General features: G+C 68.6%; 13 protein-coding genes and 6 pseudogenes. 7 read left to right on the top strand and 12 right to left on the bottom strand.

The genetic code is table 11. The annotated features are described in order from the left end of the window. Nucleotides 1-243: 243 nt before the first annotated feature. From OG293_RS32885 to OG293_RS32855, 7 genes and pseudogenes are all read right to left on the bottom strand, one after another. A complete protein-coding gene (locus OG293_RS32885) occupies nt 244-1,119 on the bottom strand; it encodes an XRE family transcriptional regulator (protein ID WP_406003867.1) in 876 nt (291 codons plus the stop codon). 6 nt (nt 1,120-1,125) lie between these two features. Next, nucleotides 1,126-1,350: pseudogene (locus OG293_RS32880) on the bottom strand (helix-turn-helix domain-containing protein); the annotation flags it as partial. 7 nt (nt 1,351-1,357) lie between these two features. Continuing rightward, entirely contained in the window at nt 1,358-1,528 is a 171-nt protein-coding gene (locus tag OG293_RS32875) for a hypothetical protein (RefSeq protein ID WP_406002382.1), read from the bottom strand. A gap of 565 nt (nt 1,529-2,093) precedes the next feature. Further along, entirely contained in the window at nt 2,094-2,582 is a 489-nt protein-coding gene (locus OG293_RS32870) for a Uma2 family endonuclease (protein WP_406002381.1), read from the bottom strand. A gap of 202 nt (nt 2,583-2,784) precedes the next feature. Then, nucleotides 2,785-3,054 carry a hypothetical protein gene (locus tag OG293_RS32865; protein ID WP_406002380.1) on the bottom strand — a complete coding sequence of 90 codons (270 nt, stop codon included), beginning with the start codon at nt 3,052-3,054 and terminating at the stop codon, nt 2,785-2,787. Continuing rightward, entirely contained in the window at nt 3,038-4,105 is a 1,068-nt protein-coding gene (locus OG293_RS32860) for a threonine/serine dehydratase (RefSeq protein ID WP_406002379.1), read from the bottom strand. Before OG293_RS32860 ends, OG293_RS32865 begins: the two co-directional genes overlap by 17 nt. Next, nucleotides 4,102-5,061, bottom strand: coding sequence for a D-alanine--D-alanine ligase (locus OG293_RS32855; RefSeq protein WP_406002378.1), 960 nt, complete (start codon nt 5,059-5,061; stop codon nt 4,102-4,104). Before OG293_RS32855 ends, OG293_RS32860 begins: the two co-directional genes overlap by 4 nt. 144 nt (nt 5,062-5,205) lie before the next feature. Between OG293_RS32855 and murF the strand changes: the two are divergent. Beyond that, nucleotides 5,206-6,605 (top strand): annotated as a pseudogene (gene murF / locus OG293_RS32850) (UDP-N-acetylmuramoyl-tripeptide--D-alanyl-D-alanine ligase). Here murF and murC read toward each other — a convergent pair. Then, complete coding sequence (gene murC / locus OG293_RS32845) at nt 6,602-8,017, bottom strand: UDP-N-acetylmuramate--L-alanine ligase (protein WP_406002377.1); 1,416 nt, start codon at nt 8,015-8,017, stop codon at nt 6,602-6,604. The pseudogene murF and the gene murC sit on opposite strands and share 4 nt — an antisense overlap. 287 nt (nt 8,018-8,304) lie before the next feature. Between murC and OG293_RS32840 the strand changes: the two genes are divergently transcribed. From OG293_RS32840 to OG293_RS32830, 3 genes are read left to right on the top strand one after another with little or no spacing between them, the layout of a single operon-like run. Then, nucleotides 8,305-8,820: a hypothetical protein gene (locus tag OG293_RS32840; protein ID WP_406002376.1), complete on the top strand. Its 516-nt coding sequence runs from the start codon at nt 8,305-8,307 to the stop codon at nt 8,818-8,820. A 45-nt stretch (nt 8,821-8,865) separates the two neighbouring features. Further along, on the top strand, nt 8,866-9,774 hold the full coding sequence (locus OG293_RS32835; RefSeq protein ID WP_406002375.1) for an XRE family transcriptional regulator: 909 nt from the start codon (nt 8,866-8,868) through the stop codon (nt 9,772-9,774). A 13-nt stretch (nt 9,775-9,787) separates the two neighbouring features. Further along, entirely contained in the window at nt 9,788-10,399 is a 612-nt protein-coding gene (locus OG293_RS32830; protein WP_406002374.1) for a 2'-5' RNA ligase family protein, read from the top strand. 857 nt (nt 10,400-11,256) lie between these two features. Here the strand turns inward: OG293_RS32830 and OG293_RS32825 are convergent. Beyond that, nucleotides 11,257-11,769, bottom strand: a complete 513-nt coding sequence (locus OG293_RS32825) for a GNAT family N-acetyltransferase (RefSeq protein ID WP_406002373.1) — start codon at nt 11,767-11,769, stop codon at nt 11,257-11,259. Nucleotides 11,770-11,941: 172 nt separating this feature from the next. Here OG293_RS32825 and OG293_RS32820 point away from each other — a divergent pair. Next, nucleotides 11,942-12,052 (top strand): annotated as a pseudogene (locus OG293_RS32820) (ATP-binding protein); the annotation flags it as partial. A gap of 33 nt (nt 12,053-12,085) precedes the next feature. Here OG293_RS32820 and OG293_RS32815 read toward each other — a convergent pair. After that, nucleotides 12,086-12,459 (bottom strand): annotated as a pseudogene (locus tag OG293_RS32815) (hypothetical protein). 266 nt (nt 12,460-12,725) lie between these two features. On the opposite strand from OG293_RS32815, the gene OG293_RS32810 reads away from it, so the two are divergent. Further along, a complete protein-coding gene (locus OG293_RS32810; protein WP_406002372.1) occupies nt 12,726-13,337 on the top strand; it encodes a hypothetical protein in 612 nt (203 codons plus the stop codon). 158 nt (nt 13,338-13,495) lie between these two features. Here the strand turns inward: OG293_RS32810 and OG293_RS32805 are convergent. After that, nucleotides 13,496-14,410: pseudogene (locus OG293_RS32805) on the bottom strand (ISAs1 family transposase); the annotation flags it as partial. 330 nt (nt 14,411-14,740) lie between these two features. Between OG293_RS32805 and OG293_RS32800 the strand changes: the two are divergent. Further along, a pseudogene (locus OG293_RS32800) lies at nt 14,741-15,088 on the top strand (class I SAM-dependent methyltransferase); the annotation flags it as partial. Nucleotides 15,089-15,202: 114 nt separating this feature from the next. On the opposite strand, the gene OG293_RS32795 reads toward OG293_RS32800, so the two are convergent. After that, nucleotides 15,203-16,090 (bottom strand): NAD(P)H-binding protein, encoded by an 888-nt coding sequence (locus OG293_RS32795; RefSeq protein WP_406002371.1) that lies wholly within the window; start codon nt 16,088-16,090, stop codon nt 15,203-15,205. Nucleotides 16,091-16,112 lie beyond the last annotated feature (22 nt).

The following is a 16,112-nucleotide window of genomic DNA, read 5'->3' as shown; positions in this document are numbered from 1 at the left end:
ATACGCCTCGGCAAGGGTGTACAGGGGTTCTTGCAGGTCAGAGGAAGCAACACTGACATCCGTTTCGATCGCGTGAGAAGGAATTTCACTTGAGACTTGGCGGATGTCGGCACAGGTCGGGTGAATATCCTCCGCTCCGCTCGAGTGAGAGCCTCCAGGACCTTGCCGCGGACTGGGGCCGGCCGCTGCTGCTCGTGATCGCTCATGCTTCCTAGGGATCACGGATCGCCTGTAAACAGATCGTCAGAAGTTCGGCCAGCGGGTGCGGTCGGATCGTGAACTCTTCGGCAGCCAGCGCTCGATCGCACGGCCGAGGCTGCCTAACACGGTGGGCTGAGCCGGTTGCACGGCGCTCACCGCGGCCTGTGCTGGCAGGGCGATGGGAAGAGGGCTCCCGGCAGTCGATGGAGGCCGGAAAGAGGGTTCCCGGGGCTGCAGCGTGATGAACCCATAGGTGGGGCTGCTGACGGCTCTCATCCGCACGCTGTAGCGACGGGGTGTCCTGATGGGCAGCCCAGCACGCGTTGTACCCGCGAAGGGGAGTGCCTTTTGGGGGCCCTGCTGGCTCTTCAGGCCGGGGGCGGCCTTCAGAGTGATCCACCCCCGCAGAGCGTCCAAGTGGCCCACCTCTTCGAGAGCGTCCAATGGGAACGCAGCGGTTGCACGCCCGACCGGGCTGTCAGGCTCCGGGGCATCCACCAAGAACGTCGACCTCGTGGCTGCCGGTAGCGGCCTCTCGGCTTGGGAGATGCGGTCCCAGACCTGCTGCCAACGCCGCACGGTGTCCGGGGGATGGCCCATGCATTCCATGAACGCCGTGAGGTGTTCTCGCGAGGGGACCGCCTCGCCCCGAAGGACGACGCTCAGACTGCTCTTGGGCAGCCTGTGGCGTCCGTCCGGGGTGCGCCCGGCCAGCGTCTGCAACTCGCCCAGGGACGGCTGGCCTTGGCGGGCCCGCATCTCGACCATGACGTCGTGGAGCTTGCCGAAGGTGTCGACGACGGCTGGGTGGCGCAGGACCGAGCGCACCGAGCTCGCCAGGTCTCTGAACTCCGGAGAGATCCCTGCCTGGCGCCGTCGTTCCTCCCTGGCTTTGCGCGCGGCCTTCCATAGGCGCACCGCCTCGTCGGCATCTGCGTCGCACGCGGTCGCGAAAGCGATTACCAGGCGGAGGGAGGGGACGCGGCCAGAGGCACCCCGGGAAAGCGCTGACGCAGTGAACTGGTGACCGGTCAGTTTGGCCATTGCCGCATAGGTGAGTCCGCAGCGCTCGCGTTGGGCGCGGAGCCATAACGCGAGCGCCTTGGCCTGCTTGGTTTCGGCGGCAACGGCGTTCTCACGCCGTCCCACGGGAGACTCAGACGCCGTCGGGTGGCGGAACCTGTGGCGCGCGCAGGGCCTTGACCGAGTGAGCAGCGATGCCCAGGGCTCCGCCGACAAACGCCAGGGCCCCCGTTACTGGCATGCCGAGGGCCGCGAGCGCTGCGGCCACGACGACCACCACGATGACGAGGCGCACCTCTGCCACGCTGAGGCCCTGGTGCGCAGGGTGTGGACCGGGGACTGGCCATAAGGGGATGGAACGCATGTCTACCTGCCTGTCGTGATGTCACGCCCTATGCGGGCGTGGGGAGTTGGCTGCACCGTGTACGCCCGGCGGCGACTTCCAGGTCGGCCCGTCGGCGAGGGCTGATCCTCTCACCGGCATCCCGACAATCACAATGAGTGGCCCCTTGGGTGAAGTATTTGATGCCCAGTCGTCCAGGAATTCGCCACCGCGCGGTGGCGAACGAGTGGCCGAGTGGGAGGCCGGGCATGTGAAAACTGCAGGTGAGCTGACGGACACTGCTTTGTTGGTGCATTTTCTTCCAGGTGCCATTGCCCTGACGGAGTCGGGATGCCATGGTCCTTGCAACGCCGCCTCCGGCACCTGCCGCCGAGGTTCCCTGGCGCCATGGCTGCACCATGAAACAGGGTCCGGGCTCACCGCGTTCCAGCGCGGCGCCCACCAGGTGGCGCGTCCTGTGAGGATGCGCCACCTGTTACATGATCAGGTGACCGTCACGGCATCGTGAACACCGGATCTCTCACAGCTACGTGAGCGAGCCCCAGGCCATCTGCGGTCCGGGGCTCGCGAGCTGTTCGGGGCGTGTGGCTACAGGTCGAACTCGAGGTGCTCGACGTTGGTGAACCGGACCTCTTCCAGGCTTCCGGCGCGGAGCCGCTCGCCGGGTGGAGGGCGAGGCGATCTCGACCACGATGAGGACATCGTCAGCATGGATGGTCAGCCCGGCTTCCGCTGATGCGGTGGCGTCCATGACGGCGATATCGGGGATGAGGAGCCCGTCGGGCATGGCGACGTTGACCGCTTCCAGGACCTCGAGCGGCGCCTGCGCAGCTTCGATCGCGGCGTCCAGCATGGCGGCCAGGCGAGGGCTGGCGCGCTGGTGCGCGATGCCGGGGCTGGGACTCATCACGAGCGCGCCTCCGACCAGCTCGATCCGGTTCCTTGTGTCCTCGGGCAGGGCCAGGACGTCGGCCATGGTCCACGGGCCGGTGTGATCAATGCTGGCAACACTCATTCCCTTCACCTCCTGCTCCGACAGCTACCGACATGACCCGGCAGGGGCGCCGCTGTCAGGCTGCCTCGGGCTGCAACGTCTCCGTTCGCGAGGTAGTTCGTCGTGACGGCGGGTGAAGGGCCTGGGGCCGCACCGCACGGTGCCCCGGACCCCGCGGGTCCGGGGCACCGACGAAGGGTGCGGGCCCTTCGGTGTGTGGGTGTCAGAGGGCGCCGACGAGTTCTTGGATCTGGTCGGCGAGGCGGGGGTCGGGGCGCGTGAAGCGGCCGAAGCCGACTCCTTCCACTTCGTCGACCTTCAGCCGGCTTACCGCCGCGCGCAGCGCGGCGCTGGGTCGGTGGGGGCGTTGTACGGAGTCTGTGGGCCGCCGGAAGGCGGAGCTGATGCGGGCGTCGGTGAGGGTTGCGGCTTGGTAGGCCCAGTGGTCGGCGTCGCGCAGTTCGCCGCGTCCCGAACTAGAGCTGCAGGTCACGCAGTCTGCTCCCCGCACCCGCGGGGATGGTCCCCACTGCCACAGGAGGGAATGCGTCGTCTTCAGGCATGGGAGGGTCTGCCTTGCACTGGGCGTCGGTGGTGAGGTGATGGAAGATGGGGAGGTCGATGCCACCGCCGGAGATCACCACGCCGATGGTCCCTGAAGAGTGTGTGACCTGCCCGGCAAGGACGGCTGCCAGTGCGCACGCGCCGCTCGGCTCGGCGACCAGTTTGAGGTGCCGGAACGCGAATGCAATCGCGGTGGTGATGTCGTAGTCGGTGACCGTGACAACATCGTCCAGCAGGTGCGCGTCTACCTCCCAGGGGAGTTCGGCGGGAGTGATGTGGCGGAGCCCGTCGGCGATGGTGCGTGGGACGGCACGGAGGGTGATGCGGTGCCCGGCGTGCAGGGATTGGAGGGTGTCGGCGGCGCTCCACGGTTCAACCCCGATCACCTGGAGGTCCGGGTTGAGGTGTTTGGCGATGACGGCGCTGCCGGCGGCGAGGCCGCCGCCCCCGATGGGTACGACGAGGGTTGTGATGTCGGGGTGGTCAGTGAGGAGTTCGAGGGCGGCCGTGCCTGCGCCGGCCATCACGTCCAGCGAGTTCGCGGAGGGGACGACGGCCAGGCCGTGCTGCTGGGACAGAGCCCGGACCATCGCGTCGCGATCGTGGCGGGTGCGGTCGTAGGTGATGACGCGGGCGCCGAGGGCGCGGGCACCCTGGATCTTTCCCTTGGGCGCGTCGTCGGGGATGACGACGGTGGCCCGGATGCCGAGCAGCGTGGCCGTGAGAGCGAGGGCCTGGGCATGGTTGCCGGAGGAGGCGCCGATGATGCCCGACGCCCGAGCGGTTTGAGGGAGGCATGCGGTGTGGTGGTAGGCGCCGCGGAACTTGAACGATCCGGTGCGCTGCAGGCTTTCGGCCTTGCATACCACCGGGTATCCGGAGGTCTTGTCCAGGGCCGGGGAGGTTACTGCCGGGGTGCGGACTGCAACGCCGTCCAGGGCCTTCGCCGCGGCTTCGACATGGAAGGGTTCGAGGATCACGGCCGGTACCCGCCGGTGGCGTCGGCGGTGGCGAGGATCATCCGCACCAGCTGGTCGTAGCCGATGCCTGCGGCACTGGCCGTGGTCGCGAAGTTCCCGTGATGGGTCAGGCCGGGCAGGGTGTTGATCTCCAGCCAGGTCACCCGTCCGTCCGCGGAGACGATGAAGTCGGAGCGGGAGTAGCCGGCGCAGCCAATCGCGTGGTGGGCGGCGAGTGCCGACTCGGCAACAAAGCCTGCTACGTCCGGGGGGAGCTGTGCGGGGCACCGGTACTGGTGAAGGTCTGGGTCCCGCTTGGCTTTGTAGTCGTAGAACTCGGCGGTGGTGGGGATCGTTTCGAGGATGGGGAGCGCGATGACGGTGCCGCTGGTCTCCAGGACTGCGCAGGTGACCGGTGTGCCGGAGATGAACGGCTCCACGAGCCAGGCGCCGGATCGCTCGATGCAGGAGACCGCTTCGGTGAGTTCGGTGATCTCGTGGCACAGGGTGATGCCGATCGATCCGCCTTCCGAGCGAGGCTTGAGGATGAGGGGGAACGCAAGATTTTCTGCCAGGGCTTTGGCCACGACGTCCGGCATCCCCGATGGCGGGATCTCTGCGTCTGGAAGGACTGGGACACCGGCTGCTGCGACGACGGTCTTCGCCAGGGTCTTGTGCATGGCGAGTGCGCTGGCCGTGACCGGCGAGCCCGTGTAGGGGATGCGGAGTGTTTCCAGGAGGCCTTGCAGTTTGCCGTCCTCGGCGTACTGCCCGGCGATGGCGAGGAACGCGACATCAGTGTGACGGACTTCGTCGGCGAAGGACCGGTCGGCCGCGTCGAGGAGCACTGTGCGGTGGCCCTGGCGTTGCAGGGACTCGTGGACGGCGCGCCCGGACAGCAGCGAGCGTTCCCGTTCGGCGGACCGGCCGCCCGTCACGACGGCGACGAGCTGGGGCTCTTGGCTGAGAAGGGACATCAGGATGTACTCCGCTCTGGTGTGGGTGGGGCCGGGCGGGCTGGCCGCCGGGGCCGGAGGCGTTACGGTCGGTGCACGACCTCGGGGCGGCGGCGCGCGGGCAGCCGCACCTTGGGGGCCCCTCATGTGGACGGAGTGCAGCCAGTGATTCCCCTCTCGCTCGAACGAATCGCCGCCGTCGTGGGAGGCACCTGTGTGACGTGCCGGATCCGGCGGCGCAGATGGTGGCGCCTGCGGTCGTGGACTCCCGCGAGGTCGAGCCGGGCGGCCTGCTCGCTGCTCTCGTGGGTGAGCGGGTGGACGGTCACGACTTCGCCGGCCGGGCTGTTGAGGCGGGTGCGGTGGCCGTGCTGGCGACCCGTCCGGTTGGTGTGGCGGCCGTCGTGGTCGATGATGTTCTCGACGCGCTCGCCCTCCTTGCCCGCCATGTGCTCGGACAGATCAGCGAGCCGGTTATCGTCGGGGTGACCGGCTCTTCAGGGAAGACCAGCACGAAGGATCTTCTCGCCCAGGTCCTCCCTGCGCTTGGCCCGACGACGGCCACCGAGAGGTCCCTGAACAGCGAGATCGGCCTGCCGTTGACGGTGCTGGGCGCGGATGCCGCCACCCGGTACCTTGTGCTGGAGATGGGCGCCCGTGGCATCGGGCACATCGCCCACCTGACCGGGATCACGCCGCCCAAGGTCGGGCTCGTCATCAACGTCGGTACCGCCCACGTCGGGGAGTTCGGCGGCCGGGAAGCCATCGCCCGGGCGAAGGGCGAACTCGTCGAGGCCCTCCCGGCCGATGGGCTGGCCGTACTCAACGCGGACGACCCGCTCGTCGCCGCCATGGCGAGCCGCACCAAGGCCCCCGTACTCACCTTCGGCCTCTCGCCTGCCTCAGACGTACGGGCCGAGAACCTTGAGCTCGACTCGGCCGGACGGCCCTCCTTCACGCTCCGGTACGACGGTGCCTCGGCCCCGGTGGCCATGCATCTGCACGGCGAGCACCACGTCTGGAACGCTCTTGCCGCCGCCGCGGTCGCCCTCGGGCTGGGGGCGCAGCTGGGCGATGTAGCCGCCTCACTGTCGGACGCGGTGCAGGTGACTCCGGGCCGGATGCAGGTCACCGACCGGCGTGATGGTGTGCGAGTCGTCAACGACGCGTTCAACGCGAACCCCGATTCGATGCGAGTGGCCCTCAGAGCCCTGGCCGCCATGGCGGATGGGCGCCGCACGGTGGCCGTGCTGGGCGAGATGAAAGAGCTCGGCGACGACGCCCGCCTGGGCCATGAAGGTGTGGGGCGTCTGGTCGCCGAGTGCGGCGTGGACGTGCTGGTGGCGGTCGGCACCGCTCACGCCGACCTGCTGGCCGACGCCGCCCGCTGCCATGCGCCCGGTCTGCTGGTACTGCGCGCCGAGAACCGGGATGCGGCTCTGCCCCTGATCACGGGGGAGTTGCGGCCGGATGACGTCGTCTTGGTCAAGGGCTCCCACAGCGTCGGGCTGGAGCACACAGCGGCGCTACTCCTCCAGCCGGACGCTGCCGGTGCGTCCGTCTAGGAGACGGCGGTAGCGGCTCGGTCGGCGAGGAGCTGAGCGCCCAAAAGGTTCACGTCTCCGGTGCCCATCGTGAGCACCAGGTCACCTGGCCGCACCAGTCCGGCCAGCAGGCCCGCCGCCTCCGCGTGGCCAGCGGCCTGGTGGACGCGGCCGCCGTGCTCGATGACGGCGGCCGCGATTTCGTCGGTGGTGACCTCGCTGATCGGTGAGGACAGGGTCGAGGTGACGGGCAGGAGCACGGCCTTGTCCGCCCCGGCCAGGGCGCGGCCCATCGCCGGTCCCAGGGCAGCGGTCCGGGTCCAGCCGCACGGCTCGAACACCGCGACGACCGACCCTGCGGTGAGGGAGCGGGCGGCCTTCAGGTCGGCGGCGATCGCGGTGGGGTGGTGGGCGAATGAGTCCCGGACGGTGACGCCGTCGGCGGTGCCGACCAGACTCATCCGCCGCTCGATCCCGGCGAACCGGCCCAGGCCCGCGGCCAGCTCGCCCGATTCCACGCCCAGCACCCGTCCGGCCGTGAACGCCGCTGCAGCGTTGAGCGCATTGTGGTGGCCGGGCACCCGCAGGGCCACGGTCACCATCACGCCGTCCAGGTCCCGGAGCGTGACCCAAGTGCAGGTGCCCTCCGCTTCGATACTGGTGATGCGGACGTCCGCGCCCTCGGATTCCCCGAAGGTCACCACGCGCAGGCCCTCCTGGTCACGGACGAGTGCAGTCAGCGCCTGGGCACCGGGATCGTCTGCGGAGACAACCAGGCCCCGGCTGCCCCGGACGAAGTCGCGGAACACTTCCACGATCTCGCTGACGTCGACGAACGTCTCGGGATGGTCATCGTCAACGTTCAGGACGACGGCGACCTGCGGCCGATAGGCGGTGATACTGCGGTCGCTCTCATCCCCCTCGGCGATGAAGAGACTCCTGCTGCCGTGCCGTGCGTTCCTCCCGCCCAGCACCGCTCCCCCGCCGGCCCACGACGGATCGCGGCGGTCCAGGGCGACGGCGAGCATGGCCGTGGTCGTCGACTTGCCATGGGTGCCGCCGACGACCACCGACTGCGCCGCGCCGTTCATGAGCTGGGACAGGACCTGGCTGCGGTGCGCGGTCGGGATGCCGGCCCGGCGCGCCGCCACAAGTTCCGGGTTGTCCCCTTCGATGCTGCTCGACCACACCACGACACTCGGCTCCTTCAGGTTCTCGGCCCGGTGCCCGAGGTGGATCCGGCATCCCACCGCACGCAACTGCTCCATCCCCAGCGTGGTACGGATGTCGGAGCCGGAGACCTGCTCGCCCTGCTCGGCTAACAGGCGGGCCAGGGCAGACATGCCCGCTCCGCCGATTCCGGCGAAGTGCGGGCTGGACAGGTCGAGCGGTCCGCACTCGATCGGGATCTGAACACGCCTGGTTTCCGTCACGGCTACTCCTCGTTCTCTGGTGGCGACTGGCCGATGCCACTCACAGCAGCGGCTCCCCGGGAGGGGGATTTGTGCAGGTCACCAAGGTTCCAAGGAGAGGCAGTGACCGTCATGGGTGGTGGTGCCCAACTTCCTTGGACACCACCACCAGGCCCTGGCCTGCAGTAGCCAGCGCCGAGTGGACAGTTACGGACCAGCCGGTGCGGTGACGGCCTCTTTCCAGGGCCCCCCACCGCCGGGGCACAGCTACGGTGAATGCCAGAGTCCGCCGCGCAGGGAGTACGCCCATGACAGGTCCCAAGCCGGGATTTAGAGCAGAACTGGACCAGCTCCGCCAGGAAATGGGAGCCACCGGTGCTACCCCCGCCGCCATCGCCATCGAGATCCGCACCCGCTTCCGGGTACGCCCCCGCGAGGCGTGGCGGCACGTGTACGGCTGGTCGCTTCAGCAGACCGCGAACCGCATCAACGATCTCGGTATCGAGCGGCCCGGCGAAGCGGTCGCAGCCGACGCCTCCTTACTGGGCAAGTGGGAGAAGTGGCCCGCCCGTTCGGGACGAAGGCCATCCCCAGCCGTGCTCCGCCTCCTCGCCGACCTGTATGACTGCGGCCTCGACGCGCTCCTCGACCTGGAGGACCGGCGGACGATGCCCCCCGGCGACCTCCGCCTCCTGCACACCGCCACGGAGCCGACGCCAGATGCGGGAAGCCAGGCCGCCACGCCCGCGGCACATGCAGCGGGACAAGCAGCAGGACCCGAACTCGTTCGAACGGTCGCGGAGGAATCCGCCGCCTGGGCCTAGTGGGCCGAAGCCTCCAACATCGGCGACCTCGCGCTGGAACAGCTGATGGCCGACATCCAGGCCTCGGCCCGCGACTACCTCACCGACGACCCTGTCACCGTGTTCAAGGCCACCCGCAGGCACCGCGACCGCGTCTTCGCCCTCCTCGAAGGCCACCAGCACCCGCGCCAGTGCGCCGACCTGTACACGGCAGCCGGATACCTGTGCACGCTGCTGGCCTGGATGTCCTCCGACCTCGGCAAGCTGACCGACGCCGACACCCAGGGCCGGACCGCCTGGCTGTGCGCGGAGCTCGCCGGCCACAACGACCTCCGGGCCTGGGTCCTGTCCACCCGTTCAAAAGTCGCCATGTGGGACGGGCGGATGCGCGATGCCATCAACCACGCCCAGCGCGGCGCCTCATACGGCGGATCAGGCACCGTCGGCGTGCTGTTGGCCTGTCAGGAAGCGGACGTGTGGTCCCAGCTCGGCGCCGCCCGCCACGCCCAGGCCGCACTGGCCCGCGCACGCGATGCCCGCGAGGCCATGACGTCCCCGGACGACATCGCCGGACTAATGTCCTGCCCGGACATCCGGCACATCAACTACTCCTCCACCGTGCACCTGCGCCTGGGAGAGCCGGCAACGGCGCTGCGCGAGCTCGAAACCGCACTCGCCAGCCCCTCCCACTCCTATGGGACAACCGCTCAGATGCACATCGGGCAGGCAAACGCACACCTCGCCCTCGGCGCACTGGACGGCGCGGCAGACGCGCTGCAGCCCGTGTTCGCCCTCCCCGCCGACCAGCGGCTCGCACCCGTCACCGGACGCCTGAAAGAGGTCGCCCAGGCCATCGCCCGGTCCCCCGCCGCCGGCACCCGCACGGCCGCCGACCTGCAAGGAGCGATCGACGACTGGTGCCTGGACTCCGTTCCGCGGCATTTCGCCCTCTCGCCCGGCCCCACCGCCCGATGATTGGATCCCTCACATGACCCACTCGATGGCGAATCACTGGTGGTGGCGGCCCGGCTGGCGGCCCGGGCGCCGCTTCTACACCTGGCACATCACCTTCGCAGGCGCCGACGACGTCCACCGCCTCGCCGCGATCTACCGCCAGGCTCTGGCCCCGGTGACCGGCCTGGACCTGATTCCCGACCCCGGGCTCCACCTGACCATGCAAGGCCTCGGATTCACCGACGAGGTCCCCGCCAAAGACGCCGACGCGATCGTGGAAGCCGCATCCGCACACCTCACGTCCATCCCCGCCTTCGATCTGGAAATCCACCGCCCGCAGATCACACCCGAAGCAATCCGCTGGGAAGCCCAGCCAAGCCGGCCACCCGCCGACCTCCGGGCCGCGATCCGCTCGGCGATCGGCGACGTATGGAGCGAAGTCCCCGAACAGGCAGACAAGTTCGCACCGCACATCTCCATCGCCTACAGCAACGCCGACGGACCCGCAGCCCCCGCGCAGGCCGCCCTCCACAGCGTCAGCCCCGAACCCGCCACCGCGAGGATCACAGCCGTCGAACTGATCGTCCTCGGCCGTGACCGCCAGATGTATGAATGGGAGACCCACGCCCACCTGCCGCTGGCCTGACACTCGGCGATGGTCCCGAGGCCAAGACGGACCTGCTGCCGCAGGCGCTCTGCTCGGGGATGGTCCCGACCACCAAAACCCCAGCTCGTGGTCTGCGGGGATGACCCCAGCTACGGCATCCCGGACCGCATACGGCTCCTCCCTGCACTCGCGGGGATGGTCTTCCTGGCGGCTGGGGCGGCGATGTGGTTAGGGAATCTTGGGCCAGCAACTTCTGCTCGACCAGGCGGAGAGCGCGGTGCACCGTGAACACCAGGCCCCGGTGGTCCCAGTTGAGGAACGAGGACAGACCGGTCTTGATCGCGGGCTGGAAGTGATGGCTGAGTGTCCTACGATGGGACGCTGCGTGCTCCTTGACGAGGTGACGAATGAAGGGTCTATGGGCGATATGCCGGACTCGGTGAAACTCTGCGCAATCCGCACGGTCCCGAACTAGAGCTGCAAGTCACGCAGTCCGCTCCCCGCACCCGCGGGGGATGGTCCCAGGGCCTGCTGGAGGTCGACGAAGTCGAGGCCTCGCTCCCCGCACCCGCGGGGATGGTCCCGTTCATGGCCTTCTTGTAAATGTTGGCCATTTCTGCTCCCCGTCCTGTTTTACCGGGTCATGAGAGAGCCAGTGTTCCGGCGCGAACGAGAGCCAGGGTTGGGCCGCTCGTGGTGAGGATGGACTCGACAGAGGTCCCGTGAGTTTCGGCGAGTTTGGGAGCAACCCATCGAGTGACGTCCGACGCTGTAACGGAGTGTTCGAACAGGGGCGCTGAGGTGGTGTCGATAGCTTGGAGCCCCGGGTCCTTCGGAGCGCGTCCCTGACAGACGTGGTTGGTGAGGACCCGGGATCCGTGCCGATGGTTGCGCCGTCAGGCCAGGTCGCGCACGTACCAGCTGAAGCGATTGCCGTCGGTGCTTTGGACTTGTTTGATGTAGATGAAGCCCCCGCGCCGCGCCACCGCTTCCGATCCGGGGTTGTCCGGATCCACCTGGATCACCCCTTGGATCGCTCCCTCGCAAGCCGCGTAGTGGCAGATCAGACGGACCGCGCGGGTGGCCAGGCCCTGTCCCCGCCAGGCCGGATAGAGCCCGTAGGCGATGTTGACCTGCCCTTCGGTCAAGCCGGGCATCTCGAAGCGCAGGTCGATGGTGCCGGCCAGTGCTGCGTCAGCGCCCGCACGCACTCCGAACGCGCGTAGGGGTCCGCCGATGGCCCACTGCTCCATGCAGTGGCGAAAGTAGGCTTCTGTGCCCTCACGGGTTCCTGGTCCTCCGTTGAGCCAGCGCACCAGCAGGTCGTCCTCGCCCGCCAGGTGCGCATCGACGTCTTCGAGAGTCAGGGGCGTCAGGGCGACGATCCCGTCCGTCAGTTCGGTGTTCACGTGCCGACTCTTGACGATCGGGTTCCTGGCGGGCAAGGGGATATCCAGGGGTGGCGCCGGTTCACGCGCGGGTGGTCTTCGTGCGTCCGGCGGCGGTGGCCTGGAACCGATAGGACTCGGTCCCGGTTTGGATAAGCGTGCAGCGGAAGGTGATCCGGTCAGCGATGGCCTGGCTTATCTCGACCGCCTCCTGCACCACTGCGACGTGATCTCCATCAACGGGCCGAGCTACCGGCTCAAGAACCGGCTCAAGGCCATCGAGCGGGATACAGACGTGGCCTGACTGGCCACGTCGCGATCGCGGCCGAGGGCGTGGTCACTCGCTGTCGAGTCGTTGGAAGATCCCGGAGAACTCGTCGGTCTCGATCAGTCCGGCGATCACATCGGTCATGTTGTCGATGCCGGGATCCCGGACGATCAGACCGTCCGAGACCAGAAGTAGCGGCCGCCGAGAGCCTCGTCGCTTCCTGCCCAAGTCTCCATCAGGCGTTCGACTTCGGCGACCGTGAAGACAGTCGCGCTCCACCGGGAGCCGTCTTTGAGGTCCACGAAGACATCGACGTTGCACACCGAGTCCAACTTCTCGTCCGAGCTGGGCAGGAACGATGCCTCGAAGGCGTCCGTGCGAACCCGGTACCACAGCCCGTCCCAACCTCGTTCAACCGATCCGGGCGATGCGCTACGACTCATCGTGCGAGTGTCTCCGGCCAGCCTGACGATCTCAACCAAGATCTCAGCCGTGCTGCTTCCTGCGGCATAGCTGGGGACGTTCATCCGTACGCGGCTGGGGAGCTTAGGGGCTCTGGCAAGATTTTCGTAGGCGGAGATCATCCCGGTGCCACGGTCGACCAGTCCGCAGGACGGGCAGCCTGTGATTGTGCTCTGTTGAACTGGTCAGCCTGTTACCGCAGTTGTCTGATGTGCAGGTGGTCTCGGTTGAGGTTTCCGATGCTGTGGTGGCGGTCCGTGCCCGCACGAGATCCGGTGAACCGGCGGGATGCACGGGATGTGGCCAGCTCAGCGAGTGGTGCCACAGCCGCTACGCACGGCGCCTCGCCGACGTCACGCTCGCAGGCCGCCCTCTGCGCATCGACCTGTCCGTACGGCGCCTGTACTGCGAGAACACGACCTGCCCGAAGACGACCTTCGCCGAGCAAGTACCAGGCCTGACCATGCGTTACCAGCGGCGGACACCGCGACTGCAGCGCCTGGTGGAGGACATCGGCGTGGTGCTGGCCGGCCGAGGCGGATCCCGGATGCTTCGAATCTTGAATATCAGGCTCTCTCGGGTCGCCGTCCTGTCCCAGCTGATGCGGGTGCCGCTTCCGCCACGGGTCACGCCCCGGGTGCTGGGGGTCGACGACTTCGCACTCTACGGCGGCACCTACGGCACTCTCCTGGTCGATGCCACCACTCGGCTCCCGCTCACGCTCTGGGAGGGACGCGACGCGGAACAGCTCGGCCGCTGGCTCCGTGAACACCCGGGCGTCGAGGTCGTCTGCCGTGACGGCTCCCTCACCTACCGACAGGCAGGGCTTCGGCGTAGTCGCATGACGTCCGGTTCGTGATCATCCGAGGCCGAGGAGTGTGAGGGGTCGGCGAGGGTCGCGGGCGTTGCGGCGGAGGCCGGCTGCGATGTTCTTCACCCTGCTGTGCGGAGGGCTCCGATGGCGAGGTTGCGCCAGGTGGCCATCGCTCGGGGCGCGTTGCCGGTCCGCAGCTGTGAGGCGTCCTCGGCGAAGGTGGTGTCGCGGACGTGGTGCAGGGTCTCGATCTTCCAGTGGTCGCGGACGAGTTCGGCGAGCTGGGCCGCAGAGGCCTGTTCGGCGGTCAGACTGGTGACGGCGTAGACCGTCTTGACGGTGGTCTTGCCGGTCTTGTGGTCGGTGCGCCGGCGCTTGATCTGGACGGCCTGGCGGGCTCCGGGGAAGAGGAGGCTGTTGACTGTGGCGGCCTTGATCCGGCGGATCTCCGAGCGGCCGTGGCCGGTGCCCCGGGTGCGGCCCTGAAGCGGGATGTCCTTCCAGGGAAGGGACTTGAGCTGCTTGCGCAGCTTCTTCTGGTTGCCCTTGACGATCACGATGTAGTGGGCGCCCCGGCCGAGGAGGTAGTCGGCGTGCTCGCGCTGGGTGTGCATCGCGTCGCTGGTGACCACGGCTGAAGCCAGGTCGGCGACGGTGTCCAGCAGCGGCTGGAAGCAGGTGATCTCGTTGGTCTTCTCGCCGACGTCCAGCTGGGCCAGGACCAGGCCGGTGGCGTGCTCCAGCGCGGCGAGCAGGTGGATCTTGCGGCCGTTCGCTCTGGCCGCGCCGCGCAGGCTCTTTCCGTCCACGGCGAGGCCGCGCAGCCCGGTCGCCTTCGGGCGGCTGTCGGCGAGCCAGCGTCCGACCGCCCGGTCCAGCGCGTCGCCGTCGATGCGGGCCAGCAGCCGTCGGACTGTCGTTTCCTCAGGCAGGAACCGCTTCGGGCACAGTGGATCGGGCCGTATGCCGAGGCGTTCCATGACCGGCGGCGGGGCATCTGCGATCCACTCACCGACCGCCAGCAGAGAGGTCGCTCCGGCCAGAACCGCGCACGCGGTCAGCGCGAGTACGACGACCAGTGCGTGCCGTACGCCGCGCGGATCTCGCGGGTCGGGCACTTGGGCCAGTCGCGCCAGCAGGTCCGGGATCTCCTCGGGTACGGCCTCGGGATGCTCGCGGAGTTGGTCAAAGGCAGGCGGGATCGGCGATGATGCGTCGGCAGGCACGGTCTTCCAGTCGGATCACGGGGCGTCGAGAACTCCATGATCTTGGAAGCCGTGCCTGTCGCATTCCCCGGATCCGCCGAGCCGACGGATCGTCACGAACCGGACGTCAAGTGACTACGCCGAAGCCCTGGGTCGTCCCGTACTCAGGTGATGGGATCAGCCCCAGGGGCGGTGTGGAGCCGGAGAACGGCCGCGAACGGCACGGGTGTTAGCTTCTTCCCCGTGGCGGAATACCAGGACGAGACCAGGGCGGCCTACGACGGGGTCGTCGAGCTCTATGCGTCGATGTTCGCTAATCGATTGGAGACGCACCCGTTCTCACGGAACATGATCGGCACTTTCCCCGAGCTGCTGCGCGGCACGGGGAACCCGCGGGCAGCCGACGTCGGGTGCGGGCCTGGACATCTGACGGCCATGTTGCACGAACTGGGGCTGGACGCCTTCGGGCTCGACGTCTCCCCGGGCATGGTCGACCACGCCCGGCGGGCCCATCCGGCGCTGCGGTTCGATGAGGCGCTGATGGAGGCCCTGCCGGTCGAGGACGGCGCGCTCGGCGGCCTGCTGGCCCACTCCCCGGGCCGCTGAGCCTCCCGCACCCACGCGCCTGGCACATCCCGGAGGCGGGGGCCGGGGCGACGGCGGACTGAGGGCTGCGGCCAGGGGCGCAGAACGCGGTCGACGAGGTTACGACCCCTCCGAACCCTCCGTGAACGCGGTGGTGTGGTCGGCGGCCCACTGGCGAAACGTTCGCGGCGCCGTCCCGAGGATGTCGGCCACCTCAGTGGTGACGTACGCAGGCTGTCCGACTGCCGTGCTCCACGCGGCGAGCAGCATGTCGACGACCGAGCTGGGTGCCGTGCCCTCTGACAGGCCCCGGAACTCGTCCGGCGTCATCTCCTCGAATGCCATCCGGCGCCCCAGGGCGTCACCGATGGCCCCCACCTGCGCGGCCTGCGTCAGCGACTCGGGGCCCGTAAGGACGTAGTCGCCTCCGACATATCCGTCCTGATAGAGCGTCCGCGCCGCGACAGCTGCGACGTCGCGGTCGTCGACCGGTGCCGTCTCGGCAGCACCGTAAGGCCACCGGATGACCTCGCGGGCCCGGATCGCGGGCGCCCACCAGGCCAGCGAGTTCGACGCGAGCATCCCCGGCCGGATGATCGTCGACGCGAGTCCGGTGGCCGCGATGAGCCGCTCGATGTCGGCGTGCATCACCGCCATGGGATTGGGCTGCTGGAAGAAGGGGTGCGGTGTCTGGTGCGGGGAGGAGAGGAAGACGACCCGCCGCACGTGGACCGCCAGCCGCTCGACGACTGCCGCGGCGGTCTGAGGCGGGGCGCTCCACACGAGGAAGACCGCACCGGCGCCATTCAATGCCGGGTCAAGTGATTCGGGCGCGGTGAGGTCGCCGGTGAAGACCTCGACCTTCGCCGGCAGCGTCCTCGCCGCCTCGGAGCGATGGGTGAGGGCTCGGACCGGCACGCCCGCCTCGAGGAGTTGGTCGATGACGACGCGGCCGACCCGGCCCGTCGCCCCGGTGACGAGCACGGGAGGAATGTCTGTCTGATTCATGCCGCTCATAAAAACGTTACTC

The sequence above is a fragment of the Streptomyces sp. NBC_00829 genome, from assembly GCF_045161795.1.
In the GTDB taxonomy this organism is placed as follows: Bacteria; Actinomycetota; Actinomycetes; order Streptomycetales; family Streptomycetaceae; genus Streptomyces.
The sequence above is the reverse complement of the archived record's forward strand: the minus strand, read 5'-3'. Positions and strand labels throughout refer to the sequence as shown.

What these genes read in the sequence shown, in the direction of transcription:
- OG293_RS32870 (WP_406002381.1), bottom strand. Translation starts at nt 2,582, where the DNA reads ATGAGTGTTGCCAGCATTGATCACACCGGCCCGTGGACCATGGCCGAC.
- OG293_RS32855 (WP_406002378.1), bottom strand. Translation starts at nt 5,061, where the DNA reads ATGTCCCTTCTCAGCCAAGAGCCCCAGCTCGTCGCCGTCGTGACGGGC.
- OG293_RS32795 (WP_406002371.1), bottom strand. Translation starts at nt 16,090, where the DNA reads ATGAATCAGACAGACATTCCTCCCGTGCTCGTCACCGGGGCGACGGGC.
- OG293_RS32830 (WP_406002374.1), top strand. Translation starts at nt 9,788, where the DNA reads ATGACCCACTCGATGGCGAATCACTGGTGGTGGCGGCCCGGCTGGCGG.
- OG293_RS32835 (WP_406002375.1), top strand. Translation starts at nt 8,866, where the DNA reads ATGGCCGACATCCAGGCCTCGGCCCGCGACTACCTCACCGACGACCCT.
- OG293_RS32840 (WP_406002376.1), top strand. Translation starts at nt 8,305, where the DNA reads ATGACAGGTCCCAAGCCGGGATTTAGAGCAGAACTGGACCAGCTCCGC.